This window comes from Pseudomonas syringae (genome assembly GCF_021605415.1).
Taxonomy (GTDB): Bacteria; Pseudomonadota; Gammaproteobacteria; order Pseudomonadales; family Pseudomonadaceae; genus Aquipseudomonas; species Aquipseudomonas syringae_S.
This window is the reverse complement of the sequence record NZ_WKEQ01000018.1, coordinates 75,931-100,415: the sequence shown is the minus strand read 5'-3', so window position 1 is coordinate 100,415 and position 24,485 is coordinate 75,931. Positions and strand designations below refer to the sequence as shown.

The 24,485-nt window shown below is 60.0% G+C and carries 23 protein-coding genes; 12 read left to right on the top strand and 11 right to left on the bottom strand.

Annotated elements, in window-relative coordinates:
* Positions 1-177 precede the first annotated feature (177 nt).
* Complete coding sequence (locus GIW69_RS14855; RefSeq protein ID WP_496570921.1) at positions 178-1,116, bottom strand: site-specific integrase; 939 nt, start codon at positions 1,114-1,116, stop codon at positions 178-180.
* 306 nt (positions 1,117-1,422) lie between these two features.
* On the opposite strand from GIW69_RS14855, the gene GIW69_RS14850 reads away from it, so the two are divergent.
* From GIW69_RS14850 to GIW69_RS14835, 4 genes are all read left to right on the top strand, one after another.
* Entirely contained in the window at positions 1,423-2,601 is a 1,179-nt protein-coding gene (locus tag GIW69_RS14850) for an MFS transporter (protein ID WP_236483428.1), read from the top strand.
* 165 nt (positions 2,602-2,766) lie between these two features.
* Positions 2,767-3,453, top strand: coding sequence for an HPP family protein (locus tag GIW69_RS14845; protein WP_236483427.1), 687 nt, complete (start codon positions 2,767-2,769; stop codon positions 3,451-3,453).
* Positions 3,454-3,659: 206 nt separating this feature from the next.
* A complete protein-coding gene (locus tag GIW69_RS14840; RefSeq protein WP_236483426.1) occupies positions 3,660-4,766 on the top strand; it encodes an enoyl-CoA hydratase/isomerase family protein in 1,107 nt (368 codons plus the stop codon).
* A 3-nt stretch (positions 4,767-4,769) separates the two neighbouring features.
* Positions 4,770-5,921, top strand: coding sequence for an acyl-CoA dehydrogenase family protein (locus GIW69_RS14835; RefSeq protein ID WP_236483425.1), 1,152 nt, complete (start codon positions 4,770-4,772; stop codon positions 5,919-5,921).
* 120 nt (positions 5,922-6,041) lie between these two features.
* On the opposite strand, the gene GIW69_RS14830 is transcribed toward GIW69_RS14835, so the two are convergent.
* From GIW69_RS14830 to GIW69_RS14805, 6 genes are all read right to left on the bottom strand, one after another.
* The gene (locus GIW69_RS14830; protein ID WP_236483424.1) at positions 6,042-6,815 is read right to left on the bottom strand and encodes an enoyl-CoA hydratase; all 774 of its coding nucleotides are present in this window, start codon (positions 6,813-6,815) and stop codon (positions 6,042-6,044) included.
* Between the two features lie 167 nt (positions 6,816-6,982).
* Positions 6,983-8,110: an acyl-CoA dehydrogenase gene (locus GIW69_RS14825; protein WP_236483423.1), complete on the bottom strand. Its 1,128-nt coding sequence runs from the start codon at positions 8,108-8,110 to the stop codon at positions 6,983-6,985.
* Between the two features lie 92 nt (positions 8,111-8,202).
* A complete protein-coding gene (locus GIW69_RS14820) occupies positions 8,203-9,396 on the bottom strand; it encodes an acetyl-CoA C-acyltransferase (RefSeq protein ID WP_236483422.1) in 1,194 nt (397 codons plus the stop codon).
* A 12-nt stretch (positions 9,397-9,408) separates the two neighbouring features.
* Positions 9,409-10,170 (bottom strand): SDR family NAD(P)-dependent oxidoreductase, encoded by a 762-nt coding sequence (locus GIW69_RS14815; RefSeq protein WP_236483421.1) that lies wholly within the window; start codon positions 10,168-10,170, stop codon positions 9,409-9,411.
* 17 nt (positions 10,171-10,187) lie between these two features.
* Positions 10,188-11,852: an AMP-binding protein gene (locus GIW69_RS14810; protein ID WP_236483420.1), complete on the bottom strand. Its 1,665-nt coding sequence runs from the start codon at positions 11,850-11,852 to the stop codon at positions 10,188-10,190.
* 166 nt (positions 11,853-12,018) lie between these two features.
* On the bottom strand, positions 12,019-13,050 hold the full coding sequence (locus tag GIW69_RS14805; RefSeq protein WP_236483419.1) for an AraC family transcriptional regulator: 1,032 nt from the start codon (positions 13,048-13,050) through the stop codon (positions 12,019-12,021).
* A gap of 310 nt (positions 13,051-13,360) precedes the next feature.
* Between GIW69_RS14805 and efeU the strand changes: the two genes are divergently transcribed.
* Genes efeU through efeO (GIW69_RS14785) form a run of 4 tightly spaced genes read left to right on the top strand, consistent with a single transcriptional unit; the run spans position 13,361 to position 17,563 of the window.
* Positions 13,361-14,191 carry an iron uptake transporter permease EfeU gene (efeU, locus tag GIW69_RS14800; RefSeq protein ID WP_236483418.1) on the top strand — a complete coding sequence of 277 codons (831 nt, stop codon included), beginning with the start codon at positions 13,361-13,363 and terminating at the stop codon, positions 14,189-14,191.
* A gap of 8 nt (positions 14,192-14,199) precedes the next feature.
* The gene (efeO, locus tag GIW69_RS14795) at positions 14,200-15,399 is read left to right on the top strand and encodes an iron uptake system protein EfeO (RefSeq protein WP_236483417.1); all 1,200 of its coding nucleotides are present in this window, start codon (positions 14,200-14,202) and stop codon (positions 15,397-15,399) included.
* Positions 15,400-15,416: 17 nt separating this feature from the next.
* Entirely contained in the window at positions 15,417-16,715 is a 1,299-nt protein-coding gene (gene efeB, locus GIW69_RS14790; RefSeq protein ID WP_236483416.1) for an iron uptake transporter deferrochelatase/peroxidase subunit, read from the top strand.
* Positions 16,716-16,738: 23 nt separating this feature from the next.
* Complete coding sequence (gene efeO, locus GIW69_RS14785) at positions 16,739-17,563, top strand: iron uptake system protein EfeO (protein WP_236483415.1); 825 nt, start codon at positions 16,739-16,741, stop codon at positions 17,561-17,563.
* 153 nt (positions 17,564-17,716) lie between these two features.
* Here the strand turns inward: efeO (GIW69_RS14785) and pssA are convergent, their stop codons facing one another.
* On the bottom strand, positions 17,717-19,060 hold the full coding sequence (gene pssA, locus GIW69_RS14780) for a CDP-diacylglycerol--serine O-phosphatidyltransferase (RefSeq protein WP_236483414.1): 1,344 nt from the start codon (positions 19,058-19,060) through the stop codon (positions 17,717-17,719).
* Positions 19,061-19,253: 193 nt separating this feature from the next.
* Here pssA and GIW69_RS14775 point away from each other — a divergent pair, with 193 nt between their 5' ends.
* The 3 genes from GIW69_RS14775 (at position 19,254) to GIW69_RS14765 (ending at position 21,336) form a co-directional block, all read left to right on the top strand.
* The gene (locus GIW69_RS14775) at positions 19,254-19,817 is read left to right on the top strand and encodes a TetR/AcrR family transcriptional regulator (protein ID WP_236483413.1); all 564 of its coding nucleotides are present in this window, start codon (positions 19,254-19,256) and stop codon (positions 19,815-19,817) included.
* Between the two features lie 45 nt (positions 19,818-19,862).
* On the top strand, positions 19,863-20,342 hold the full coding sequence (locus tag GIW69_RS14770; RefSeq protein ID WP_236483412.1) for a nuclear transport factor 2 family protein: 480 nt from the start codon (positions 19,863-19,865) through the stop codon (positions 20,340-20,342).
* A gap of 214 nt (positions 20,343-20,556) precedes the next feature.
* Positions 20,557-21,336 (top strand): TSUP family transporter, encoded by a 780-nt coding sequence (locus GIW69_RS14765; protein ID WP_236483411.1) that lies wholly within the window; start codon positions 20,557-20,559, stop codon positions 21,334-21,336.
* On the opposite strand, the gene nudC is transcribed toward GIW69_RS14765, so the two are convergent.
* Positions 21,304-22,134 (bottom strand): NAD(+) diphosphatase, encoded by an 831-nt coding sequence (gene nudC, locus GIW69_RS14760; RefSeq protein WP_236483410.1) that lies wholly within the window; start codon positions 22,132-22,134, stop codon positions 21,304-21,306. The two genes, GIW69_RS14765 and nudC, sit on opposite strands and share 33 nt — an antisense overlap.
* Positions 22,135-22,144: 10 nt before the next feature.
* Positions 22,145-22,957 (bottom strand): crotonase/enoyl-CoA hydratase family protein, encoded by an 813-nt coding sequence (locus GIW69_RS14755; protein WP_236483409.1) that lies wholly within the window; start codon positions 22,955-22,957, stop codon positions 22,145-22,147.
* 212 nt (positions 22,958-23,169) lie between these two features.
* Here GIW69_RS14755 and GIW69_RS14750 point away from each other — a divergent pair, with 212 nt between their 5' ends.
* Positions 23,170-23,703, top strand: a complete 534-nt coding sequence (locus GIW69_RS14750) for a tetratricopeptide repeat protein (RefSeq protein ID WP_236483408.1) — start codon at positions 23,170-23,172, stop codon at positions 23,701-23,703.
* 54 nt (positions 23,704-23,757) lie between these two features.
* Here the strand turns inward: GIW69_RS14750 and GIW69_RS14745 are convergent, their stop codons facing one another.
* On the bottom strand, positions 23,758-24,483 hold the full coding sequence (locus tag GIW69_RS14745) for a hypothetical protein (RefSeq protein WP_236483407.1): 726 nt from the start codon (positions 24,481-24,483) through the stop codon (positions 23,758-23,760).
* Positions 24,484-24,485 lie beyond the last annotated feature (2 nt).

Genomic DNA, 24,485 nt, shown 5'->3' with positions numbered 1-24,485 from the left:
ATCCGTGGCCGCCCGAACAACGCCCCTCCCACCCAACTCCAGGCTCCCCCACGCAACTGAGCCTGCTCACAAAATCACCTTGCAGGAGATGACGCACGGTGCCGTGCCGATTGCGCGTCACTGCTAATTTGAATGGGAGCGGTGCTCGGCGAGGCTCATTTGTTCGTGCCAGCCTGATTACAGGTCGAAGCGATCCACCGCGCGGCGCCGCTCGTTGTCATCGCGCACGTCGTAGTTGGCTGTCGTCTGGATGTTGCTGTGATGGGCGAGCTTCTGCGCGATCGACAGGTCGTGCTCTTCGATCACCCGGGTGATGAACGAGCGACGGAAGTCGTGGGGCATGATCTTCACCCCGACCTGCGTGCCACGCTGGCGGGCGATGTAATAAATCGCGTGTTTGGTAATGCGCTCGCGGGTGATGTGGCTGCCGCGACGGATACGGTTGAACAAAAAACCGTCGTCGCTCTCGCCTTCCTTGAGCTGTGAGCGGCGCAGTTCCAGCCAGGCATCAAGCTTGGCGAACGCCCAGGTCGGCGCGTATTTGATCAGTTGTTTATTGCCTTTACCGGTGACGGTCAGGCTGCGTTCGCAGAAGTCTACCTGGGCCAGGTCCAGGTCCACCGACTCTGACTTGCGCATGCCGGTGCCATACAACAACGCGATGATCGCCGCATCGCGCAGGCCTTGCGGGCGCGGATCGGCCGCGCAGACTTCCATCAACTCATGAATCAGCGTGCGCTTGAGATTGCGCCCTTGAGAAAGCCGCGTTCCGGCAATGCCTTTGACCGAACGCATCTTCAACAGGTGATCCTGGCTGATCAGGCTCATGCGCCAGGCTTCATTCATCACGCCGCGCACGGCGTTGACGTACAGCGACGAGGTGTTCGGCGCGTAACCGTCGGTACGCAGGGCGGCAACCAGCGAAATCACATCCTCGGGTTGCAATCCGTGCCAGGGAATTTCCTCGATGTTCACCTCTTCAAAACCGAGGCGGTCGGCGGCGTCCTGCAAGACGTAACGCATGGTCAACTGGCTGGAAGGTGCCAGCCGGGCCAGATAAACGGTCAGCGGGTTGGGCGTTGCGGGGGTGGAAACAGAACCAGGTAAGTCAATCAAACCAAATGCCTTGAAAAAAAACACATCAACAGAAGAAATCAGCTCGAACACCGGCATGACGGGTCGCCGGGGGCACACAACCTGCCGAGCGAGGGCGCAAAAGTCAATTGCTGGCACACCGGAATCCCCCCGATCAATACGCCCGTAGGAGCTGACGAGTGCAACGAGGCTGCGATCTTTTGATTCTGTTTCCTCGATCAAAAGATCGCAGCCTTCGGCAGCTCCTGCACAGGGGGCGGGGTTGACCGGGAATCCTTCTGCGCAGAGGATGTGTGCCGCCTGCGAACTAAGGACGTTCAATTCTCCATGGCCACCTATTCCCCTCTCGTCCGCCGCTTGATGATCAGCTCGCTGACCATCGTCATCAGTCGTGCCCTGATCGGCCCGCTATTGACTCTGTTCCTCAGCAATCAACTCGGCCTTAACCCGGCCGACGTCGGGCTGTTGCTCGGGATTGCCGTGTTCAGTGCGACGCTGCTGTCGCTTTATGGCGGGTACGTCATTGATCGGCTGGACAAGCGCAAGTTGCTGATCCTGACCATGCTATCCAGCGGCATCGGCCTGATCCTGCTGGCCTTCGCGAAAAATTTGTACCTGGTCACGCTGATTCTGATCGTCACCGAAACCGCGTCGGCGCTGTTCCTGATTGGCTCCAAAGCGATCCTCAGTGAAAACCTGCCGGTCGGTCAGCGGGTCAAGGCGTTCTCGCTCACCTACACGCTGACCAATATCGGCTATGCCGTTGGCCCCATGATTGGCGTGGTGATTGCCGGGGTATGGCCGATCGCGCCGTTTATTGTCGCCGGGGCGATTGCCGCTGGCAGCGTGTGCCTGTTGATGGGCGTGAACAATGAAGCGTCTGCCGAATCGGTGACCAGTGCGCCGCAGAGCTTTCTCAAAACACTGATCACGCTGAAGAACGACCGGACATTGATCCTGTTCACCCTTGGCTGCTTGCTGAGCACGGTGGTTCATGGACGCTTCACCCTGTACCTGTCGCAATACCTGCTGGTGACCGAGGATCAACAAGGCACGCTGGACACCATGGCCGCCCTGCTCGCCTGCAACGCGATCACGGTGATCCTTCTGCAATACCAGGTCGGGCGATTCCTCAAGCGCGAGCAACTGCGGCACTGGATTGTCGCGGGCACGGCGCTGTTCATCGTCGGTTTGATCGGATTCAGCCTGGCCGACAGCCTCCTGAGCTGGTGCGTGGCAATGTTCATCTTTACCCTCGGCGAAATGATCATCTATCCGGCTGAGTTCCTGTTCATCGACACGCTCGCCCCTGAAGAACTGCGCGGCAGCTATTACGGCGCACAGAATCTCGCGGCACTGGGCGGTGCGCTGAGCCCGGTGATCAGTGGCTTCCTGTTGGTTCACACCCCGGCGCCGACGATGTTTTATGCGCTGAGCGGCCTCGCCGCGATTGGCGGCTATCTGTGTTTTATCAGTGGGCGGCGCACCTCTTTACTTCAACATTAATGCACTCAAACTGCATTTATATGAATTTGTCAGCATCGGGTTTGATCGGCACACTGTGCACGTTCCTCCCCCAATAGTTGGAACTCTTCAGAGGGCTTTCCGGATTTGCCGGACAAGTCCTTTTTTTTGTCCCGCTTTTTTACAACTGCCTCAAGGATCGGTTTCATGCTCGCTCGCTGGTTACCCGCCGCCATCAATACCCGCCCCACTGAATGGAGCCGCGCCGCCATCGGCATGGCATTAGGCACGCTATTCAGTGTCTGGCTGTGCAGCCGGGTGTTCGGCATTGACGTCGCCTACCACTTGATCGGGCCTTTGGGAGCTTCGGCAGTGTTGCTGTTTGCAGTGTCGTCAGGCGCGCTCGCCCAGCCGTGGTCGATCATTGGCGGCTATCTGAGCGCTGGTGTAGTGTCGCTGCTGGTGGCGCATGTGTTGGGGCGCACGCTCGGCAGCGCCTGTCTGGCGGCGGGCATGGCGCTGATTCTGATGTGCTGGCTGCGCTGCCTGCACCCGCCGGCCGGTGCATTGGCGCTGACATTGGTGCTGGCCGATCCGGCAACCATTGCCATGGACTGGAAAGCCATGGGCCCGGTGATGCTGGGCGCGGTGTGCATGTTGTTCAGTGCCCTGGCGTACAACAACCTGACGCGCATTCGTTACCCGAAGCGTACTGCCGAGCCTGCGCCTGCGGTGATACCCGTCGATACGCAGGCGATCACCGCCGAAGACCTGAAACTGGCCCTCGCTGACATGGAAGCCTTTATCGACGTCACGCCGGAAGATCTCGAGCAATTGATCCACGCCAGTGAACTGCACGCGAAACGTCGCAGCATTCGCGGTGTCTTCTCCTAAAGATGGCTTCATACGCGGTAATCGTTCCCACGCAGAGCGTGGGAACGATCCGTACCGGTGCTGCCCCGACGTTGGTCTAAGGTAAAAACGCAGACTTGCCCTGCAGATATCCCCGTTGTATCGGGCAAATTTGCACTGTTAGGATCCGGTATCGCCCTGGCAAGGGCTTTTTTCGAATAAAAAACAATAAAAGCAGGGAGTTAGCGATGACCGCACAGGCTTCATCACCGAGGACTTCGTCCATGGATGCCATGCAACATGAAGTGCTGGCCGAGGTACGTAATCACATCGGTCACCTCACCCTCAATCGCCCCGCCGGCCTCAACGCCCTCACCCTCGACATGGTTCGCGACCTGCAGCGGCATCTGAATGCCTGGGCAACAGATGCCCGCGTGCACGCTGTCGTCTTGCGCGGTGCCGGCGAAAAAGCCTTCTGTGCTGGCGGCGACATTCGTTCCCTCTACGACAGTTTCAAAAGCCGCGACACGTTGCACGAAGATTTCTTTGTCGAGGAATACGCCCTCGACCTGACCATCCACCACTACCGCAAACCGGTACTGGCGCTGATGGACGGCTTCGTCCTCGGCGGCGGCATGGGCCTGGTGCAAGGCGCCGACCTGCGCGTTGTCACCGAGAAAAGCCGTCTGGCGATGCCCGAAGTGGCCATCGGTTACTTCCCCGACGTTGGCGGCAGCTATTTCCTGCCGCGCATACCCGGTGAACTGGGCATCTACCTCGGCGTCAGCGGCGCGCAGATTCGTGCTGCCGATGCGCTGTATTGCGGCCTCGCCGACTGGTATCTGGACAGCAGCAAGCTAGATAAGCTCGACGAACAGCTCGACCGCCTCGAATGGCACGATTCACCGCTCAAGGATCTGCAAGGCCTGCTTGCGAAGCTCGCCGTGCAAACCCTTCCCGACGCGCCACTCGAAGCCTTGCGCCCGGCCATCGACCATTTCTTCGCCTTGCCGGACGTGCCTAGCATGGTCGAGCAGCTGCGTGCCGTGACCGTCGCCGACAGCCATGAATGGGCAACCGCCACGGCCGATCTGTTGGAAACCCGTTCGCCACTGGCCATGGGCGTGACCCTTGAAATGCTCCGTCGCGGCCGTGAACTCAGCCTGGAACAGTGCTTCGCCCTTGAGCTGCATCTGGATCGCCAGTGGTTTGAAAACGGTGACCTGATAGAAGGCGTGCGCGCCCTGTTGATCGACAAAGACAAGACCCCGCGCTGGAACCCTCCGACCCTTGCCGGACTGCACCCCGAGCATGTCGGGAGTTTTTTTCGCGGATTTGATAAGCGTGGGAGCTGAATCATGCACGACCTCGAATTGAGCGAAGAACAAGTGATGATCCGCGACATGGCCCGGGACTTCGCCCGTGGCGAAATCGCGCCCCACGCACAAGCCTGGGAAAAGGCCGGCTGGATCGACGACGCGCTGGTGGCGAAGATGGGCGACCTCGGCCTGCTCGGCATGGTGGTGACGGAAGAATGGGGCGGCACGTACGTCGACTATGTCGCTTACGCACTCGCGGTGGAAGAGATCTCCGCCGGTGACGGCGCGACGGGCGCGTTCATGAGCATTCACAATTCGGTCGGTTGCGGGCCGGTGCTCAATTACGGCAGCGAAACGCAGAAACAGACCTGGCTGGCGGACCTGGCCAGTGGCAAGACGATTGGCTGCTTTTGCCTGACCGAACCCCAGGCCGGATCCGAGGCGCACAATCTGCGCACCCGCGCCGAACTGCGCGATGGCCAGTGGGTCATTAACGGCGCCAAGCAATTCGTCAGCAATGGCAAACGGGCGAAACTGGCCATCGTATTTGCAGTGACGGATCCGGAGCTGGGCAAAAAAGGTCTGTCAGCGTTTCTGGTGCCCACTGATACACCGGGCTTCATCGTCGATCGCACGGAACACAAGATGGGCATTCGGGCGTCCGACACCTGCGCCGTCACCCTGAACGATTGCAGCATTCCAGAGGCTAATCTGCTCGGCGAACGTGGCAAGGGCCTGGCGATTGCCTTGTCCAACCTTGAAGGCGGACGCATCGGCATCGCTGCGCAAGCGCTGGGCATTGCCCGTGCGGCGTTCGACGCGGCATTGGCCTACTCGCGCGATCGTGTGCAGTTTGACAAACCGATCATCGAACACCAGAGCATCGCCAACCTGCTGGCCGACATGCACATGCAAATCAACGCGGCGCGGTTGATGATCCTGCATGCGGCGCGCCTGCGTTCGGCTGGAAAACCGTGTTTGTCGGAAGCCTCGCAAGCCAAGCTGTTCGCTTCGGAAATGGCCGAGAAAGTCTGCTCATCGGCGATTCAGATTCATGGCGGGTACGGGTATCTGGAGGATTACCCGGTGGAGAAATACTACCGGGATGCGCGGATCACCCAGATTTATGAAGGGTCGAGCGAGATACAGCGGATGGTGATTGCACGGGAGTTGAAAAACTACCCGATCTAAAAGCTAAAGATCGCAGGCTGCGGCAGCTTCTACAGGGCTTTGTGGTGTATTGCATGTTGCGTACACCACAAAGCCTGTGGGAGCCGGGCTTGCCCGGGAAGGCGTCAGCACGGACGCCGATTATTTACCCTGAAACTCAGCGGGCCGCTTGGCCACAAACGCGGCCATCCCTTCCTTCTGATCCTGGGTGGCAAACGCCGCATGGAACACCCGGCGCTCAAACCGTACACCCTCAGCCAAATTGACCTCGAACGCCCGGTTGACGCTTTCCTTGATCATCATCGCGATCGGCAACGACTTGCTGGCAATCACCGCAGCGACTTTCAGTGCCTCATCGAGCAATTCATCACTTGGCACAATCCGCGCAACGATGCCGCTGCGCTCCGCTTCCACCGCGTCGATCAACCGCCCGCTCAAACACATTTCCATCGCTTTGGCCTTGCCTACCGCGCGGGTCAGTCGCTGGGTACCGCCCATGCCGGGCAGCACGCCGAGATTGATTTCCGGCTGACCGAATTTGGCGTTGTCACCTGCCAGAATAAAGTCGCACATCAGCGCCAGTTCGCAGCCGCCACCGAGGGCAAAACCATTAACGGCTGCAATGATCGGCTTGCGCCGGTTGGCCACCCGGTCGCTGTCGCTGAACAAGTCGTCCATGTAGATTTGCGGATACGTCAGCTCGGCCATTTCCTTGATGTCGGCACCGGCCGCGAAGGCTTTCTTTGACCCGGTCAGGACGATACAGCCGATGTTCGCGTCCGCTTCCAGACCATCAAGCGCATGGTTCACTTCGCTGACCAGCTGTGCGTTCAAGGCATTCAGCGCTTGCGGCCGGTTCAACGTGATCAAACCCACACGATCATGGATTTCCAGCAAAATCGTTTCGTAATTCATACATAACTCCAGTCAAATTCGATCCCGTGTTAGACGCAGGCTGTGATCTTGATGCCTGATCGTTCCCACGCTGTGCGTGGAAATGCAGCCGGGACGCGCCGCGTTCCCTTCGATCAAAGATCGTCCGAAAGCGGCCCCGAGCCTGCGGCAGCTCCTACAGGGGGTGGTTATAGGTTGCGCGAAATGACCATGCGCTGAATGTCGCTGGTGCCTTCGTATATCTGGCAAACCCGCACGTCGCGGTAGATGCGCTCCAATGGGAAATCGTTCAGGTAACCGTAGCCGCCAAGGGTTTGCAGCGCCATGGAGCAGACCTTCTCGGCCATTTCCGAAGCGAACAGTTTGGCCATCGACGCCTCGACCAGCGCCGGTTGGCCGCTGTCGCGCAAGGCAGCGGCGTAATGCACCATTTGCCGTGCCACGGCGATTTGCGTGGCCATGTCCGCCAGGCGAAACGCGACTGCCTGATGTTCGATGATCGGTTTGCCGAAAGCGTCGCGATCACGGGCGTAATCACGGGCCGCTTCGAACGCGGCGCGGGCCATGCCGACCGATTGCGACGCGATGCCGACGCGCCCGCCTTCAAGGTTGGCCAAGGCGATTTTGTAGCCCTCGCCCTCCTCGCCCAAACGGTTGGCGACCGGGACTTTCACATCTTCGAACAATATCTGGCAGGTGTCGGACGCGTGTTGACCAAGCTTGTCCTCGACGCGTGCCACTTTATAGCCTGGCGAATCAGTCGGCACGATAAACGCGGTGATGCCGCGTTTACCGGCGTTCGGATCGGTCACGGCGAACACGATCACGATCCCGGCGTTCTGGCCGGAGGTGATGAACTGTTTGCAACCATTCAAGACATAGTGATCGCCCTCCAGCCGTGCGCGGGTTTTCAGGCTGCTGGCGTCGGATCCGGCCTGGGGTTCGGTCAAGGCGAAGGCGCCGAGCATCGCGCCGCTGGCCAACGGTTTGAGGAAGCGTTCGCGCTGATCGTCGTTGCCGAATTTGAGAATCGGCACGCAACCCACCGAGTTGTGCACGCTCATGATGGTCGAGCACGCACCGTCACCGGCGGCGATTTCTTCCAGGGCCATGGCGTAGGCCAGGTAACCCGTTTCGCAACCGCCCCACTGCTCCGGCACCAACATGCCGAAAAAACCCAGCTCGGCCATTTCGCCGATGGCCTCCCTGGGGAAACGATGTTCGCGATCCCACTCGGCGGCGAACGGTTTCAGCCGCTCCTCGGCAAACTGCCGGGCCATGTCGCGGATCTGTTGTTGGTCTTCGTTGGGAATCATCGTAAATCCTCAAAAGGCTCCCCTCTGTAGGAGCTGTGTAGGAGCTGTCGAGTGCAATGAGGCTGCGGCAGCTCCTACATGGACGGGGGAGTTTAATAGACGCATTCCACGGCCATGGCTGTCGCTTCGCCGCCGCCGATGCAAATGGCCGCGATGCCGCGTTTCAGGTTTTTTTGGCGCAAGGCCGAGAGCAAAGTCACCAGAATCCGCGCCCCAGACGCACCAATCGGATGACCGAGCGCACAGGCGCCGCCGTGGATATTGAGCTTTTCATGGGGAATTTCCAGGTGGGTCATGGCGGCCATGGCCACCACCGCGAACGCTTCGTTAACCTCAAAAAGATCGACCTGATCCAGCGACCAACCCGTCTTTTTCACCAATTTCTTGATCGCCCCAATCGGCGCCACCGGAAACAGCCCCGGTGTATCGGCAAACGCCGCATGACCGTGGATAACCGCCAGTGGTTTCACACCGAGTTGTTGCGCCTGCGACTGACGCATCAGCACCAGCGCCGCCGCGCCGTCAGAGATCGAACTGGAATTCGCCGCCGTCACCGTGCCGCCCTCGCGGAACGCTGGTTTCAGCGAGGCGATCTTGTCGAGTTTGGCTTTCGGCGGCTGCTCGTCGTGGCTGATCAGCACCTGTTCCTTGCCGACCGTCACAGTCACCGGAACGATTTCGTCCTGGAAGCTGCCGTCCTTGATCGCCTGCTGCGCGCGGGTCGTCGAAGCAATGGCATAGGCGTCCTGGGCTTCGCGACTGAAACGATTGGTTTCAGCGCAATCCTCGGCGAAGGTGCCCATCAGGCGGCCCCTGTCGTACGCATCTTCAAGTCCATCCAGGAACATCGAATCCAGCACGCGACCGTGCCCCATGCGGTAACCGCTGCGTGCACGATCAAGCAGGTACGGCGCGTTGGACATGCTTTCCATGCCGCCCGCGACGATCACATCGGCACTGCCGGCGAGCAGCATGTCGTGAGCCAGAATGGCCGCTTCCATGCCCGAACCGCACATCTTGTTCAGCGTGGTGCAGCGGGTCGATTTATCCAGCCCCGCGCCGAGAGCGGCTTGACGCGCAGGCGCCTGACCGAGACCGGCGGGCAGGACGCAACCGAACAGCACTTCTTCAACCGCGTCTGGCGCGACACCGGCGCGCTCGACAGCCGCTTTGATCGCGGCGGCGCCGAGTTGCGGCGCGGTGAGGCTTTTCAGTTCGCCCTGGAAACCGCCCATTGGGGTGCGGACGGCGCTGACGATGACAATCGGGTCGTTGGCAGTGGTCATGACAATTTCTCCTTACTTGGCGGCCATGCGCAAGGCGCCGTCGAGACGGATCACCTCGCCATTGAGCATGCTGTTTTCAATGATGTGTCGCACCAGCGCGGCATACTCGGCGGGTTTACCCAAGCGCGGCGGGAACGGCACGCCAGCGGCCAGGGACTCGCGAACTTCCGGGGTCATGCCGGCCATCATTGGCGTTTCAAAAATGCCTGGGGCGATGGTCATCACGCGGATGCCGAAACGCGCCAGTTCACGGGCGGCTGGCAAGGTCAGGCTGGCGATAGCGCCTTTGGAGGCGGCATATGCGGCCTGGCCGATCTGCCCGTCGAACGCGGCGACCGAGGCGGTATTGATGATCACGCCGCGTTCACCGTCGGCATTCGGTTCGCTCTCGGCGATCGCTGCGGCGGCCAGTCGCAGCATGTTGAAGCTGCCGATCAGGTTGACGTTGATCACCTGAGCGAAACTGCCCAGCGCGTGCGGGCCATTCTTGCCGAGGATCTTCTCGCCACGAACGATACCGGCGCAATTGACCAGACCATTGAGCCCGCCGAAGGCATCGACCGCTGCTTGCACGGCAGCCTCGGCGGCGGCTTCGTTGCTGATGTCAGCCACCACGCTCTGCGCGCCTAGGCGCTCGGCCTGAGCGGCAACGGCCTCGGCATTCATGTCTATCAGCATCACTTTGGCGCCGGCGGCCACCAGCAATTCAGCGGTGGCGGCACCGAGGCCGGACGCGCCGCCTGTGACGATAAAAGCCTTATTTTCGATCTGCATGACGGTTTTCCCTGGATTCAAGCTGAAACGTTCTTCGCTGCGGCCTCTTGAGCCTTGGCGATTTCCTGGTTGCGCAAGATAAAGCGCTGCAATTTGCCGCTCGGGGTCTTGGGCAATTCGCTGACGAATTCGATTTCACGCGGGTACGAATGCGCGGCCAGACGTTTGCGCACGTGTTGGCGCAATTCTTCGGCCAGCGCCGGCTCCGCACGGTATTGAGGGTTAAGCACGACGAAGGCTTTGACCAGTTCGGTGCGCTCCGGATCGGGCTTGCCGACGACCGCTGCTTCCACCACCGCCGGGTGCTCGATCAACGCGCTTTCGACGTCGAATGGGCCGACGCGATAGCCGGACGTGGTGATCACGTCGTCGCTGCGACCGACAAAGCTGATGCTGCCGTCCGGGTTCCATTCCACGGTGTCGCCGCTCAAGTAGTAATCGCCAACGAACGCTTTAGTGACCACACCCTCGTAGCCGCCGAACCAGCACATCGGTGATTGCGCACGGTCGATGGCGAGGATGCCCGGCTGGCCGACACCGAGTTCGTTGTGCTGATCATCCAGCACGACGATGCGATGGCCCGGCGAGGCGAAACCGGCGGCCCCCAAATGCACCGGATGGTCGAGACCGTGATGGTTGCACAGCACCATGCCCAGTTCGGTCTGGCCGTAATGGTCGTGAATGACCACGCCGAGGTTGTCGGCGAACCAGCGGATCACTTCCGGGTTGAGCGGCTCGCCAGCGCTGCTGACGATGCGCAGCTTGCCCTTGATCGATTGGGCGAACTCATCGCCGCCGGCGATCAGCAAACGATAGGCCGTGGGCGATCCGGTGAGGTTGGTGATGCCGTACTTGTTGATCACCCGGCAGGTGCTTTCAAGGGTGAACGGGCCATCGTAAAAGGTGATCGGGTGGCCCATCGACAACGGCCCGGTCACGCCGAAATAAATGCCGTAGGCCCAGCCAGGATCAGCGACATTCCAGAATGAATCTTCCGGACGCAGATCCACCGCGTCGCGGGTGTAATTCTGGAAAGCGACGATGGCTTTCAGCGGCACGGACAAGGCTTTCGACGGCCCGGTGGTGCCCGAGGTGAACATCAGCAGGAACGGGTCTTCGCCGGTCAGCAGCACCGGTTCGCAGACGTTGGAGTAGTTGGCCAGTTCAGCCCAGAAGCTGTAATCGCCACGGACGATGCCCTGACCTTTGGCGCCGCCGACGGTTACCACGGTTGGGCAGTCTGCGACGTCAATCAGCTTGGTGCGATTGACCGCATCACTGACGACGACTTTGGCGCCGGAGCTGTTCAGGCGGTGCTCCAGCGCCTTGGGGCCGAACGCGGTGAACAGCGGTTGATACACCGCGCCGATGCGCCAAGTGGCGAACACAGTGATTAGCAATTCGATGTTGCGTGGCAGCAGGCCGGCGACCTTGTCGCCCTTTTGCACGCCTTGGGCGAGCAGGAAATTGGCGAAGCGCGCGGCTTTGTCTTGCAGGTCGCTGAATGTGTACGTGGCGCTGGCGCCATCGCGGCCTTCCCAGAACAGCGCGATGCGCCCGGGCAAAGCGTGGCGGTCGCAGCATTCGACGCAGGCGTTCAGTGCGTCGAGCGAACCGCTGAGCGCGGCCTCGACGGTGTGCTGATAGCTGAACTGTGTGGTAGCGGACAAGTAATCGCGCATTGCCAGAATCCCTCTGTGTTTTTATTAGGCTGGGAACCGTTAACAACACAGGGATACTCGCTCCGCTCGGCGGATGCGGCAATGGCCAAAGCCATCAAGATGGATGACCGGTTTGGCCAATTCTCCATTCCTGCTCGTTCCCACGCAGAGCGTGGGAACGATCTCGTCAACGAGGCTGAGGGATGGATGATTCGTTGAGGATCAGGCTGCGGTAATGGCCGGGGTTGGAACCCGACCACTTTCGAAATGCCTTGTAGAACGAACTGGTGTCGGCAAATCCCAGCCGCTCGGCAATTTGCGCGAAGCTGATCGAAGGCTCCGCCAGCCAGGTGATGGCCAATTCCTTGCGTACGCTGTCCTTGAGCCCCTGCCAGGTCTGTCCTTCTTCTGCCAGGCGCCGGCGCAGGGTCGAGGCCGACATGCACAACTGCTGCGCCAGCGCCTCGGTTTCCGGCCATTGTTCGGCGGGCAACTGGCGCAGATCCTTTTTGATTCGACTCGCCAGGCTTTCAGGGTCGCGATACTTCACCAAAATATTGGCCGGCGCATGGGCCAGAAAACGCTTCAGTTCGCCCTCACTGCGCTTGATCGGCAGTTCGAGGCAATCGGCGGCAAAGATCATCCGCGTGCGGGGTCGGTCGAAACGCAGGTTTTGCGAAAACATCACCCGGTAGTCGTCACAGAAATCCGGGGCCGGACAGCGCAACTCGATAGCGAGAATCGGAATGCGCCGCCCTGCCAGCCAGCAAGCGACGCCGTGAACGATCATCCAGTAGGTGAAATAGGTAAACGCGCGGAGTGGCTGCGGGTCGTCTTCAAGCAGGACGATTTCCGCCAGGCTTTGTTGATGCACCAGTTGCGCGGGCAGACGTTCGAGCATCAGCGACAGAAAGGTCAGCCCGGTGCTGAGCCCGGCAGCCAATGTTGGCTGGGCCATGGCACTGCGGCAAAGGAATTCCAGGCTGCCGGACTTGAGCTTGCGCGAATCCATGCCGAAAAATTCGTCATCGCCACGCCGGGCCAGCAGACGCCAGAGCCGTGCGTAGTTCGAGGCGGGGACGCGACCTTGCTCGGCCTGCAACATCGCCGGATCAATGCCGACCTTGCGCAAGACCTCTTCGGTGGCCGCGCCCGGCGCACAACTCTGCAACAGCGCTTCACGCACCAGTTGGATGGCGATGGTGTCTTTTTCCGACATGGAGCGCGGCGAACCCTGTTTATTGAATGCCCGGCATCTTAACGCAGCACCCTGCATACAACACACAACCTGTAGGAGCGAGCCTGCTCGCGAACGCGTCCGATCAGCAATATCTACACAGGCTGATACACCACCATCGCGAACAGGCTCGCTCCTACAGGGATTTGTGCAGGTTTGTCGCGAGAATGCTGGCGACCCGACATGAAACCTCGTTCAGCTTACGTTCAGCTAAATGGCAACCATCACCATTTGAGAATGACTTTCATTATGTTACAACTTGTAACCCAATTCAGTTGCTGATCGGTGTCCGATGCTTGTCCCCTTTCTCATCATGCTGCGCGAAGGCATTGAAGCCGCGCTGATCGTCGGCATCATTGCCAGTTACTTGCAGCAGACCGGTCGTGGCCAGTGGTTGCCGGCGGTATGGATCGGCGTTTTTCTCGCCGCCGCACTGGCATTGCTGGTGGGCGGTGGTCTTGAACTGGTCAGTGCCGAATTTCCGCAAAAGCAGCAGGAGCTGTTCGAAGGCGTAGTCGGCCTGGTCGCGGTAGGCATTCTCAGTTCCATGGTGTTCTGGATGCGCAAAGTGGCGCGTTCGATCAAGCATTCCCTGCAGGCTTCACTCGATCACGCGTTGACCACTTCGAAACACCAGGTCATCGCGCTGATCGCCATGGTGTTTTTCGCCGTTGCCCGTGAAGGCCTGGAAACCGTGTTCTTCCTGCTCGCGGTATTCCAGCAAAGCGAAGGCTATGGCGCGCCGATTGGCGCCCTGCTCGGCCTGGCGCTGGCAATCATCGTCGGTGTTCTCATCTACACCGGCAGCATGCGCCTGAATCTGTCGGCGTTTTTCCGCTGGACCGGGCTGTTCATTCTGGTGGTTGCTGCGGGGATTCTGGCCAACTCGGTGCAGGCGCTGCATGAAGCCGGGGTGTGGAATCACCTGCAAACAGTGCTCTTCGATTTCAGCGCAACGCTGCCGATGGACGGCCCATTGGGCTCGGTGCTGGCCGGCATGTTCGGCTATCAGGATGGACCAACCGTCAGCACCCTCGGCGCGTATCTGATTTACCTGGTGGTGGCGCTGGTGATGTTCTTCCTCCCCGCGCCCGCGCAATCGTCTTCCGTTTCCTGCCAATAAGGGCGCTCATGTCAAAGCCTCTACCACCCCAGGCTCCACCTGCCCGTGCGTTGCGCTGGGCGCTGGCCGGTTCGGTGATCGTAATGATCGCCGCCGGTGGCCTCTTCTACTACGCCTCGAAAATGGCCGCCGCCAAGCGTCAGCACAACCATGACGAAGTCGTCGTCAACATTCACCCGCACAGTTGCGAGCCGAATGCGCTAACGGTGCCGGCCGGACGCGCGAGTTTCCGCATCGTCAACCGTTCCGACCGCGCCGTGGAATGGGAAATCCTCGACGGCGTGCTGGTCGTCGAAGAGCGCGAAAACATCGCGCCAGGCCTAAGCCAAGTGATTAACGCCAACCTGCAACCGGGCGATTACGTCATCACTTGCGGCCTGCTGAGCAATCCGCGCGGCACCCTGCACGTCACGCCGACCGCGGCATCCGATGCCGCCGCCAAGGCCAAACCGTCGATGGTCGCGTTTGTCGGGCCGTTGTCCGAGTTCCGTGTGTACTTGGCGAGCCAGGGCAGCGCGCTGATCAAAGCGGTGACTGCGCTGAATCAAGCCATCGAAAGCGGCGACTTGAGCCAGGCGCAAGCGCTCTACCTGCCGGCCCGTGCCGCGTATCAGCGACTGGCCCCGGCCGCGCAACGACTGGCGGAACTGGACAACAGCATCAATGCCCGCGCCGATTATTTCGAAAAACGCGAGCAGGATCCGGCGTTCGTCGGCTTTCACCGCGTCGAATACGCGCTGTTCCAGCAACGCAAGCTGGTCGACCTGACGCCAGTGGATCAGCGCTTGCTCGCCGATGTCACCACGCTCAAGCAGCAATTGTTGGCGCAACCCCTGCCGCCGGAGCAACTGGTGAGCATCGTCGTGCGCAACCTCAACACGCTCGCCGACGTGCGCGCCGCCAGCGGCGAAGAGGAACGCTACAGCCACACCGACCTCAACGGTTTCGCCGCAAACCTTGCGACGAGCCACAAAGTGGTCGACTTGCTGCGGCCGCTGTTGAGCAAATCCGCCGCCAACCTGCTGCCGAAGATCGACAGCGCTTTGGCTGATTTCGACACGCTACTCAACGGTTTCAAGGTCAAGGACGACTACGCCAGTTACGACAGCGTCAGCGACGAGCAGCGCAAGCAGATCGCCGACAAGGCCAAGGCGCTGGCCAATGCACTTGATGGGATCGATCCCGCCCTTGGCCTTTCCGGCCTGTAAGCAGAAGACGACGACCAATGAACGATTCAGAACACTTCAATTTGCAACGCCGCCGCGTCTTGATGGGCATGGGCGCCGCGGGCGTCGCACTGGCCGGTTCAGCCTTGAGCTGCCCGGCAATGGCGGCGGCGCCGGCGCAGGTCACTGAGGCACCCAGCAGCGAGAAAACCGAAGACCGTCACGACTTTTACGGTGTGCATCAGAGCGGCATCGTCACACCGCGCCCGGCGGCCGGCATGCTGGTCGCATTCGACGTATTGGCGAGTGATCGCGACGATCTGGAGCGGCTGTTCCGCACCCTCAACGAGCGCATCGCTTTCCTGATGCACGGCGGCCCGGTGGCGCAGATCGATCCGAAACTGCCACCGCCGGATTCCGGCATCCTCGGCCCGGTGGTGACGCCGGATAACCTGACCATCACTGTGTCGGTGGGTGAATCGCTGTTCGACGAGCGCTTTGGCCTCGAAGCGGCGAAACCCAAGCGTCTGGTGCGCATGGTCGGTTTTCCCAACGATGCGCTGGAGCCCGACTGTTGCCACGGCGACCTGACGCTGCAATTTTGCGCCAACACCGCTGATACCAACATCCACGCCCTGCGTGACATCGTGAAGAACCTACCGGACTTGTTGCTGGTGCGCTGGAAGCAGGAAGGCAGCGTGCCGCCGCAAGCGCCGCTCAAACCTGGCGAACCGGCACAAAGCGCGCGTAACTTTCTCGGTTTTCGGGATGGCTCGGCCAACCCGGATTCCAACGATGCCAAGGCCATGGATCGCCTGATCTGGGTGCAACCAGGCAGCGACGAACCGGCCTGGGCGGCCAATGGCAGCTACCAAGCGGTGCGGATCATCCGCAACTTCGTCGAGCGCTGGGATCGCACACCCTTGCAGGAACAGGAAAGCATCTTCGGCCGGGCCAAAACCACTGGCGCGCCCATCGGCGGCAGTCATGAAACCGAGGTTCCGGATTACAGCAAAGATCCTCACGGCAAAATCACCAAGCTCGACGCACACATCCGTCTGGCCAACCCGCGTACCGCCGAGAGCCAGGCCAATCTGATCCTGCGCCGGCCGTTCAACTACTCCAACGGCGTGAACAAGAACGGCCAGCTCGACATGGGCCTGCTGTTCATCTGTTACCAGGCCGATCTGGAAAAAGGTTTTATCACCGTGCAGACCCGCCTCAACGGCGAACCGCTGGAGGAATACCTCAAGCCGACCGGCGGCGGTTACTTCTTCACTCTGCCCGGTGTGAAAGGCGACCAGGACTTCATCGGCCGCTCGCTGCTCGATGCCACACAACCGACAAAAACCGCATGACCACCCCAACACGGAACCGTCCCATGAAGAAGTCACCCCTCGCGTTACTGCTGACCCTTGGCTTGCTCAACACTCCGCTGTCGGCCTTCGCGGCGACCGCTCCGCTGGAGCTGGTGGGGCCGATCTCGGATTACAAAATCTACGTCACCGAACAATTGGACGAATTGGCCAGCCACACCCAGCAGTTCACCGACGCAGTGAAAAAAGGCGACTTGGCCACCGCGCAAAAACTGTATGCGCCGACCCGGGTTTACTACGAGTCGATCGAACCGATCGCCGAGCTGTTCAGTGACCTCGATGCGTCCATCGATTCGCGCGTTGACGACCACGAAAAAGGGGTCGCCGCCGAAGACTTCACCGGTTTCCACCGTCTCGAATATTCGCTGTTCTCGGAAAAAAGCACCCAGGGCCTGACTGAATTGGCTGATGGTTTGAACAAGGACGTGAAGGACTTGCAGACCCGTGTGGCTGGCCTGACCTTCCCCCCGGAAAAAGTCGTCGGCGGCGCCGCTGCGCTGCTGGAAGAAGTCGCCGCCACGAAGATTTCCGGCGAAGAAGACCGTTACAGTCACACCGACCTGTATGACTTCCAGGGCAACATCGACGGCGCGAAGAAAATCGTCGATTTGTTCCGTCCGCAGATCGAGAAGCAGGACGCGACGTTCATCGCCAAAGTCGACAAGAACTTCGCCACGGTGAACAAGATTCTCGCGAAGTACAAAACCAGGGATGGTGGTTTCCAGACCTATGACAAGGTCAAGGACAGCGACCGAAAAATGCTGGTCGGGCCGGTGAATACACTGGCTGAAGACCTTTCCACGTTGCGTGGGAAACTGGGTCTGAACTGACTGCTTTAGCGTCTGGCACGGCCTCATCGCGGGCAAGCCCGGCTCCCACAGGGATTTGGTTTGTCCACAAATGCTGTGTTACACCAACAAACCTGTGGGAGCCGGGCTTGCCCGCGAAGACGTCAGCACCTGCAACGCTAATTCCGGATCTGCTTACAAAATCCTGTACAGCAACCGCTCGATCCGCACCCGGCTCACACGTTTGAGAAACTTGGCCACCCCGGCCGGGTAATCCGGCAGGGTTTCCAGATCCTGGAAACTCTCGATCCGCCGAGTATGGACAAAAATCTCGTCCAGTTCGCGCTGACGGGGCGCCAGCCATTCCCCTTTCGGGTCATCCATCAGCAACGCATTTTCCAGGTCAAGCCGGAACGCACGCGGGTTGAGGTTGTTGCCGGTCAGCAACGTGTAACGCTGATCGACCCACATGCCCTTGAGGTGATAGGTGTTGTCGCCGTCACGCCAGAGGTGCAGGTTCAACTGGCCGCTGTCGATGTTGCGCTGATGACGCTTGGCGAAGCGGCGCAGGCTGATCTCGTACAGGTAGGGCAACGCTGCGATGACCTTGAACGGCTCGCTCGGGGGAATGTAAAAATCGTTGGCCGTCTTGTCGCCGACCACGATGTCAATCTTCACACCACGGGCCAGCGCGCGGTTGACCTCGCGGATGACTCCCAGGGGGAGGTTGAAGTACGGCGTACAGATGGTCAGTTGCTGCTTGGCGCTGGCGATCAGTTCGAGAATCGCGCGGTTCAGCGGGTTGTTCTTGCCGACGCCGAGCAACGGCGCAACCGACAGACCATCGCGCGCCGTGCTGCCGGCGCTGGTGTCGTAAGTCGCGTATTTGAGGCGGCTGCGCAGGTCGCCGATGTCATTGCGCAGGCTGCGGGTGGTCGGCAGATTCGGCAGGTCAAGGCGATGCACCGCTTTCGATTCGGTCAGGCCATGCTTGACCAGATGGTGCATGGAATCGGCAAGGTCGCGGTTGTTCAGCACGTGATAGCGGTCGAAACGGTACTTGTCGAACTTGTGCAGGTACACATTGTTCAGACTCGCGCCGCTGTAGATGACACTGTCGTCAATCACGAAACCTTTCAAATGCAGCACGCCGAACAACTCACGAGTCTGCACCGGCACGCCGTAGACAGGCACTTCGCTCTGGTGGGTGCGCGTCATCTCCTGATACCAGGCCGAGTTGCCCGGTTGCTTGCCGGCGCCGATCAACCCGCGCTGGGCGCGCAGCCAGTCGACCACCACGACCACTTCCAGCTCCGGCCGCGCCAGTTTGGCGGCGTGCAAGGCATCGAGAATTTCCTGACCGGCCTCATCCTGTTGCAGATAGAGTGCGACGATGTAGATGCGCCGGGTCGCCTGAGCGATCTTCTCCAGCAGGCAACGACGAAACTCGGCGGCGCCGGACAGAATGGTCACGGCCTCGGCGGTCAGCGGAAAGCTGCGCAGTTTGGGCAGCAGAGAACGTTTGAAGAGCAACGGCATAGGGCTCGCAATGATCGAATCCGAAGAGTGCGAAAGCTTACACCATCGCTCCCGTCGGGTCTCGCTGGCACCAGAAAAGATCGCAGCGTTCGGCAGCGCCTACATCGATCCGTGCAGGAGCTGCGGCACGCTGCGATCTTTTCACTTTAAAAAATAAATTGACCATGAAGAACGATCGTTCTACAGTCCGCTCATGAACAAAATCACCGACACAACCACACGCGACATCATCCTCGATGTCACCGAAAAGCTGATCTACAAAAGCGGCATCGCAGCCACTGGCATGGATCTTCTGGTGAAAACCGCGGGCGTCTCCAGGAAAAGCATCTACCGTTACTTCGCCAACAAGGAAGAGTTGACCATTGGCGCCCTGCAACGGCGTGACGTGCGCTGGATGAGCTGGTACAGAAACGCCGTGGATCAGGCCGCAACTCCCGCCGACCGCTTGCTCAACCTGTTCACCGTGCTCGGAAGCTGGTTCGATTCGGAAGGTTTTCGCGGTTGCGCTTTCATCAACACCAGCGGCGAAACCGGCAACCCACAAGATCCAGTGCGATTAGTCGCCAAGGATCACAAACAAAAGCTGCTCGACTATGTGTGCGAAATTTGTACCGAACATGGCGCCGAAGATCCGCAACTGCTGGCCAGGCAACTGCTGATCCTGATCGATGGCGCCATTACCGTAGCGCTGGTGATGGGTGATCACGGCGCGGCCGATAATGCGCAATTAGTGGCGCGAAAATTATTGGATCTGTAACGCTTCAATAAGCCTGACAACATTCAACTTGATCGGAGACTTGATATGTCCACTGCAGCCGAAGTTCGCCCGCCACTGCCGCCGTTCAACCGTGAATCCGCCATCGAAAAGGTCCGTTTGGCTGAGGACGGCTGGAATTCCCGCGATCCGCAACGAGTTTCGCTGGCCTACACCCTCGATACCAAATGGCGCAACCGCGCCGAATTCGCCAACAACCGTGAAGAAGCCAAGGCGTTCCTGACCCGCAAATGGGCCAAGGAGCTGGATTATCGGCTGATCAAGGAATTGTGGGCTTATTCCGACACCCGTATTGCCGTGCGGTATGCCTATGAGTGGCACGACGACTCCGGCAATTGGTTTCGGTCTTACGGCAACGAGAACTGGGAGTTCGATGAAAACGGCCTGATGTTCCAGCGCTACGCCTGCATCAACGACTTGCCGATCCAGGAAAGTGAACGCAAATTCCGCTGGCCGCTGGGCCGCCGGCCGGACGATCACCCGGGCCTGTCCGAACTCGGCTTGTAACCAGTCCCCCATGTAGGACCTGCGGCACGCTGCGATCTTTTGATCCTTTTTAAGCAGCGTGCCGCGGCTCCTGCAGGTATCAGCCGCGAATCCTGTAGGAGCCGGGCTTGCCCGCGAAGGCGTCAGCCGGGTCGCCGCAACAACTGGAAATGAGTAACATGGCAGCCCTTCCCCGCAGCCCAGCGCTGCACCCCTGCCGAATAAGCCCGACTCCATGCCTTTCGAACTCAGCGTAGATCTCACCACCCTGGCCATCCTGGCCGTCGTTGCCTTTGTTGCCGGTTTCATCGACGCCATCGCTGGCGGCGGCGGTTTGTTGACCACACCGGCCCTGCTCACCGCCGGCCTGCCGCCGCATCTGGTGCTGGGCACCAACAAACTGAGTTCGACGTTCGGCTCGGCGACCGCCAGCTTCACCTTCTACCGGCGCAAGCTGTTCCACCCGCGTCAGTGGGTGCATGCCATCGTCGGCACGCTGATCGGCGCCTTGGCCGGCGCCATCGTCGCGCACTACCTGCCAGCAGAATGGCTGAACAAGATGCTGCCGGTGATCGTCTTCGCCTGCGGTCTGTATCTGTTGTTCGGCGGCACGCCCAAAGCACCGCTGGACAGCGATGCACCGATCAAAAAGAAATGGCAATCGACCCAGGGCTTCAGCCTCGGTTTCTATGACGGCGTGGCCGGCCCCGGCACAGGCGCATTCTGGACAGTCAGCAGCCTGTTGCTCTATCCGATCGACCTGGTCAAGGCCAGCGGCGTGGCGCGCAGCATGAACTTCGTCAGCAACATCGCCGCGTTGTCGGTGTTTGTGTTCTCGGGGCAAGTGGACTGGATCATCGGCCTTAGCATGGGCATGTCGGTGATGGTCGGCGCATTCTTCGGTGCGCGCACCGCGATCAGCGGTGGCGCGAAGTTCATCCGTCCGGTGTTCATCACCGTGGTGCTGGGCCTGACCGTACGTTTAGCCTGGCAGCACTGGTTCAGCGTGGCCTAAGCGGCGCGCCACGTAGACGTCGATCAGGTAACGGGCAATCGAACGCGACGCCGGCAATGGCGGCAGGTTGTGTACGTTGAACCACTGGGCGTCTTCGATTTCGTCTTCCTGACAGACAATCTCGCCTCCCGCATATTCGGCATGGAAGCCGAGCATCATCGAGTGCGGGAACGGCCAGCACTGGCTGCCCTGGTACTGAATGTTCTTCACCTCGATCTGCACTTCCTCGCGCACTTCGCGAATCAGGCAATCTTCCGCCGACTCACCCGGTTCGGCGAACCCGGCCAGCGTGCTGTAAACCCCGGTGACGAAACGCGGCGAGCGTGCCAGCAGCACCTCATCGCCACGGGTCACCAGCACGATCATGCTCGGCGAAATGCGCGGATAATTGCGCAGGTCACACGGCTGGCAATGCATTGCCCGCTCCCGTGGCACTTGGGACATCGCCTGCCCGCAATTGCCGCAGAAACGATGCTCGCGGGCCCATGTGCCGATTTGCGCCGCATAACCCAGCACTTTGTAGACGGTGTGATCGCCATCCAGCATGAACGCCCGCAAGCCCTTCCAGTTACAACCCGGCACTTCGCTGGCATTCGACAGCTCCAGCAAGAACACCGGTTCGCCGTCGAGATGGCCGATGCCGTGCTCGGTCAATACGGACAAATCCTGGCGTTTGAGCCATTCCCGAGGGAACAGCGCGCCGTTGTCGTCGAACAGAAAGCCTTCGGGACTGCGCGCAACGGCCCAGCCGCCGGGTTGATCGGTGTCCAGTACTGCGGTGATCCAGCGAGATGTCATGGTTTATTCTTCAATCCAGAAATTCGGGTTTCTGTTTGCTCATATGGGCGGCCATGGCCACGCGCAGATCGGTGGATTGCAGCATGGCGGCGTTCCAGGTGGCAACGTATTCGAGGCCATCGTCGATGCGATGGTCACGCATGTAACTGATCATTGCCTTGGTGCCGGCAATCGCAATCGGCGATTTGGCGGCGATCTCGCGGGCGATCTCCATCACGCCTTCGAGCAGGCTGTCCTTGTCGGCGTAAACGCGGTTGACCAGGCCGATGCTGCGGCCTTCTTCGGCACCAAAGGTGCGACCGGTGTACGCCAGCTCCCGCAGCATGCCGTCACCGATGATCCGTGGCAACCGTTGCAAAGTGCCAACATCGGCGGCCATGCCGATATCGATTTCCTTGATTGAGAATTGCGTGTCTTCGGCGGCGTAGCGCATGTCGCACGCGGCGATCAGGTCGATGGCGCCACCGAGGCAATAACCGTGAATCGCCGCCAGTACCGGTTTGCGGCAATTATCGACGGCATTGAAAGACGCTTGCAGGGCGAGGATCTTGCGCCGCAGCAGACGCGCATTGCGACCCACGTCCTTGCCCAGTTCATTGGCCACCCCGGCGAGCATCATCAGATCGATGCCGGAAGAAAAGTGTTTGCCGGCACCACCGAGCACCACCACGCGCACTTCGTCGGTCTCGTCGACCCACTGGAAGATCTCGATGATCTCGGTCCAGAACGCGGCGTTCATCGAATTGATCTTTTCCGGCCGGTTGATCTGCACATGAGCGATGTTATCGACCAATTCGACGCTGAAGGCGGAGTATTGAGACATGGCGATGATCCTTTACCGGCAGAAAAATGAGGCCCGAACTATAACAAGGCATCGGGGCGGTGGTTCGGCCAAAAGCGGGACTGGATCAAGCGCCTGCATGGGTGTTCAATCCGAAACGCCGATCAACGGGCATGGGCGGTCGAGCACAACCGCTGAATTTGGTCTTTCTTTATAGGATGCGCAAAACGATGTACCACCATGGAGCCTGAACCATGACTATCCGCTCAGTGATGTTCGCCGCGCCGTTGTTGATGGCCGCTGTATTGTTTAGCCCTCTCGCCTTCGCCGACGGCGATGAAGATGAACCGGTGAAGAAGCCCGACTGCCCGAAAGGTCAGGTCTGGGACAGCAAAACGCAGGAATGCGTGTTGGTGACGAGTAGTCTGTTGCCAGACGCCGACCGTACCGATTACGCCTATCGTCTGGCCAAGGACGGGCGTTATGAAGAAGCCTTGGCCCTGCTCGATACCCTGAAATCGCCGAACACCGCCAAGGCCCTGAATTATCGCGGTTATGCCACGCGCAAACTCGGCCGTACGGATGAGGGCATCGGCTATTACCTGCAATCGGTGAAACTCGATCCGCAGTACGCGCAAGTGCGTGAATATTTGGGCGAAGCCTACGTGACCAAAGGACGACTGGATCTGGCCCAGGAACAGCTTCAACAGATCCGTTCGATCTGCGGCACCGGTTGCGAGGCTTATCGGGATCTGGCCGAAGCGATCAATGGGTCATCGAAAACCTGACGCAGCGCTGCGTTCGGCAAATGACAGGGCAACGCTATGCATCACCGATGAGCCTCAGAAATATTGCACCCTGAAGTTATCCATCGAGAACCAGTCCGGCGTCGGGCAATGGAAATCCAGGCGCACGATGCCCGTCGCTGCGAATTCGACGTTCACCGGTGTGCCATAGGAGGCGCCGATCCGCTGCACACCGAGCAGTGCTCCGTCGTCGTTGTAGTACGACACGGTGCTGTCATCGTAATTGGAGCTGACGTGCCAGAAGCTGATCCGTGAACAGCCCTGGCTGAGTGCCAATTCGACATTTACAGGATCGACGCCATTGGCTTCGCGGCCGACACTCAGTACTTGCCCCTCGATTCGGCCCGTAAACGACTCACCAATTTCAGTGCGCTCGGTGATTGCACACTCGCCCTCACCCGATTTGAACGTGATGAGCATGCCGGGCACTTCAATCACTTCCCCTGCTCGCACGGTTTGGGACGGCACTTCGGTAAAGTCTTGAAGCAAGACGGGCGGTGAATCCAGCAGCTGCAAAATTCGCGGCGTGAAGCACACCGCTGCACTCTCATCATCATGCCCGTCAAAGGCGACTTTCAGCTCGATGCGCAACGTGCTGCCTGGCTGGAACTTGAGCAGCAGTTCACGCGGCACGGTGTTATCGAGGCCGCTGCCGACTTCCGGTTTGGTGACTGGCGCGCCCTGTGCAATGGGAACCACGTATTCATCGCCGTTCCTGTCAATGCCGTGCAGTCGGAACCAGCGCAACTGGTCGACTGCCATGG

Excerpts from the sequence above, each read along its gene's own strand:
- GIW69_RS14850 (WP_236483428.1), top strand. The coding sequence starts at position 1,423 with ATGGCCACCTATTCCCCTCTCGTCCGCCGCTTGATGATCAGCTCGCTG.
- GIW69_RS14845 (WP_236483427.1), top strand. The coding sequence starts at position 2,767 with ATGCTCGCTCGCTGGTTACCCGCCGCCATCAATACCCGCCCCACTGAA.
- GIW69_RS14840 (WP_236483426.1), top strand. The coding sequence starts at position 3,660 with ATGACCGCACAGGCTTCATCACCGAGGACTTCGTCCATGGATGCCATG.
- GIW69_RS14835 (WP_236483425.1), top strand. The coding sequence starts at position 4,770 with ATGCACGACCTCGAATTGAGCGAAGAACAAGTGATGATCCGCGACATG.
- GIW69_RS14830 (WP_236483424.1), bottom strand. The coding sequence starts at position 6,815 with ATGAATTACGAAACGATTTTGCTGGAAATCCATGATCGTGTGGGTTTG.
- GIW69_RS14825 (WP_236483423.1), bottom strand. The coding sequence starts at position 8,110 with ATGATTCCCAACGAAGACCAACAACAGATCCGCGACATGGCCCGGCAG.
- GIW69_RS14820 (WP_236483422.1), bottom strand. The coding sequence starts at position 9,396 with ATGACCACTGCCAACGACCCGATTGTCATCGTCAGCGCCGTCCGCACC.
- GIW69_RS14815 (WP_236483421.1), bottom strand. The coding sequence starts at position 10,170 with ATGCAGATCGAAAATAAGGCTTTTATCGTCACAGGCGGCGCGTCCGGC.
- GIW69_RS14810 (WP_236483420.1), bottom strand. The coding sequence starts at position 11,852 with ATGCGCGATTACTTGTCCGCTACCACACAGTTCAGCTATCAGCACACC.
- GIW69_RS14805 (WP_236483419.1), bottom strand. The coding sequence starts at position 13,050 with ATGTCGGAAAAAGACACCATCGCCATCCAACTGGTGCGTGAAGCGCTG.
- efeU (WP_236483418.1), top strand. The coding sequence starts at position 13,361 with ATGCTTGTCCCCTTTCTCATCATGCTGCGCGAAGGCATTGAAGCCGCG.
- efeO (WP_236483417.1), top strand. The coding sequence starts at position 14,200 with ATGTCAAAGCCTCTACCACCCCAGGCTCCACCTGCCCGTGCGTTGCGC.
- efeB (WP_236483416.1), top strand. The coding sequence starts at position 15,417 with ATGAACGATTCAGAACACTTCAATTTGCAACGCCGCCGCGTCTTGATG.
- efeO (WP_236483415.1), top strand. The coding sequence starts at position 16,739 with ATGAAGAAGTCACCCCTCGCGTTACTGCTGACCCTTGGCTTGCTCAAC.
- pssA (WP_236483414.1), bottom strand. The coding sequence starts at position 19,060 with ATGCCGTTGCTCTTCAAACGTTCTCTGCTGCCCAAACTGCGCAGCTTT.
- GIW69_RS14775 (WP_236483413.1), top strand. The coding sequence starts at position 19,254 with ATGAACAAAATCACCGACACAACCACACGCGACATCATCCTCGATGTC.
- GIW69_RS14770 (WP_236483412.1), top strand. The coding sequence starts at position 19,863 with ATGTCCACTGCAGCCGAAGTTCGCCCGCCACTGCCGCCGTTCAACCGT.
- GIW69_RS14765 (WP_236483411.1), top strand. The coding sequence starts at position 20,557 with ATGCCTTTCGAACTCAGCGTAGATCTCACCACCCTGGCCATCCTGGCC.
- nudC (WP_236483410.1), bottom strand. The coding sequence starts at position 22,134 with ATGACATCTCGCTGGATCACCGCAGTACTGGACACCGATCAACCCGGC.
- GIW69_RS14755 (WP_236483409.1), bottom strand. The coding sequence starts at position 22,957 with ATGTCTCAATACTCCGCCTTCAGCGTCGAATTGGTCGATAACATCGCT.
- GIW69_RS14750 (WP_236483408.1), top strand. The coding sequence starts at position 23,170 with ATGACTATCCGCTCAGTGATGTTCGCCGCGCCGTTGTTGATGGCCGCT.
- GIW69_RS14745 (WP_236483407.1), bottom strand. The coding sequence starts at position 24,483 with ATGGCAGTCGACCAGTTGCGCTGGTTCCGACTGCACGGCATTGACAGG.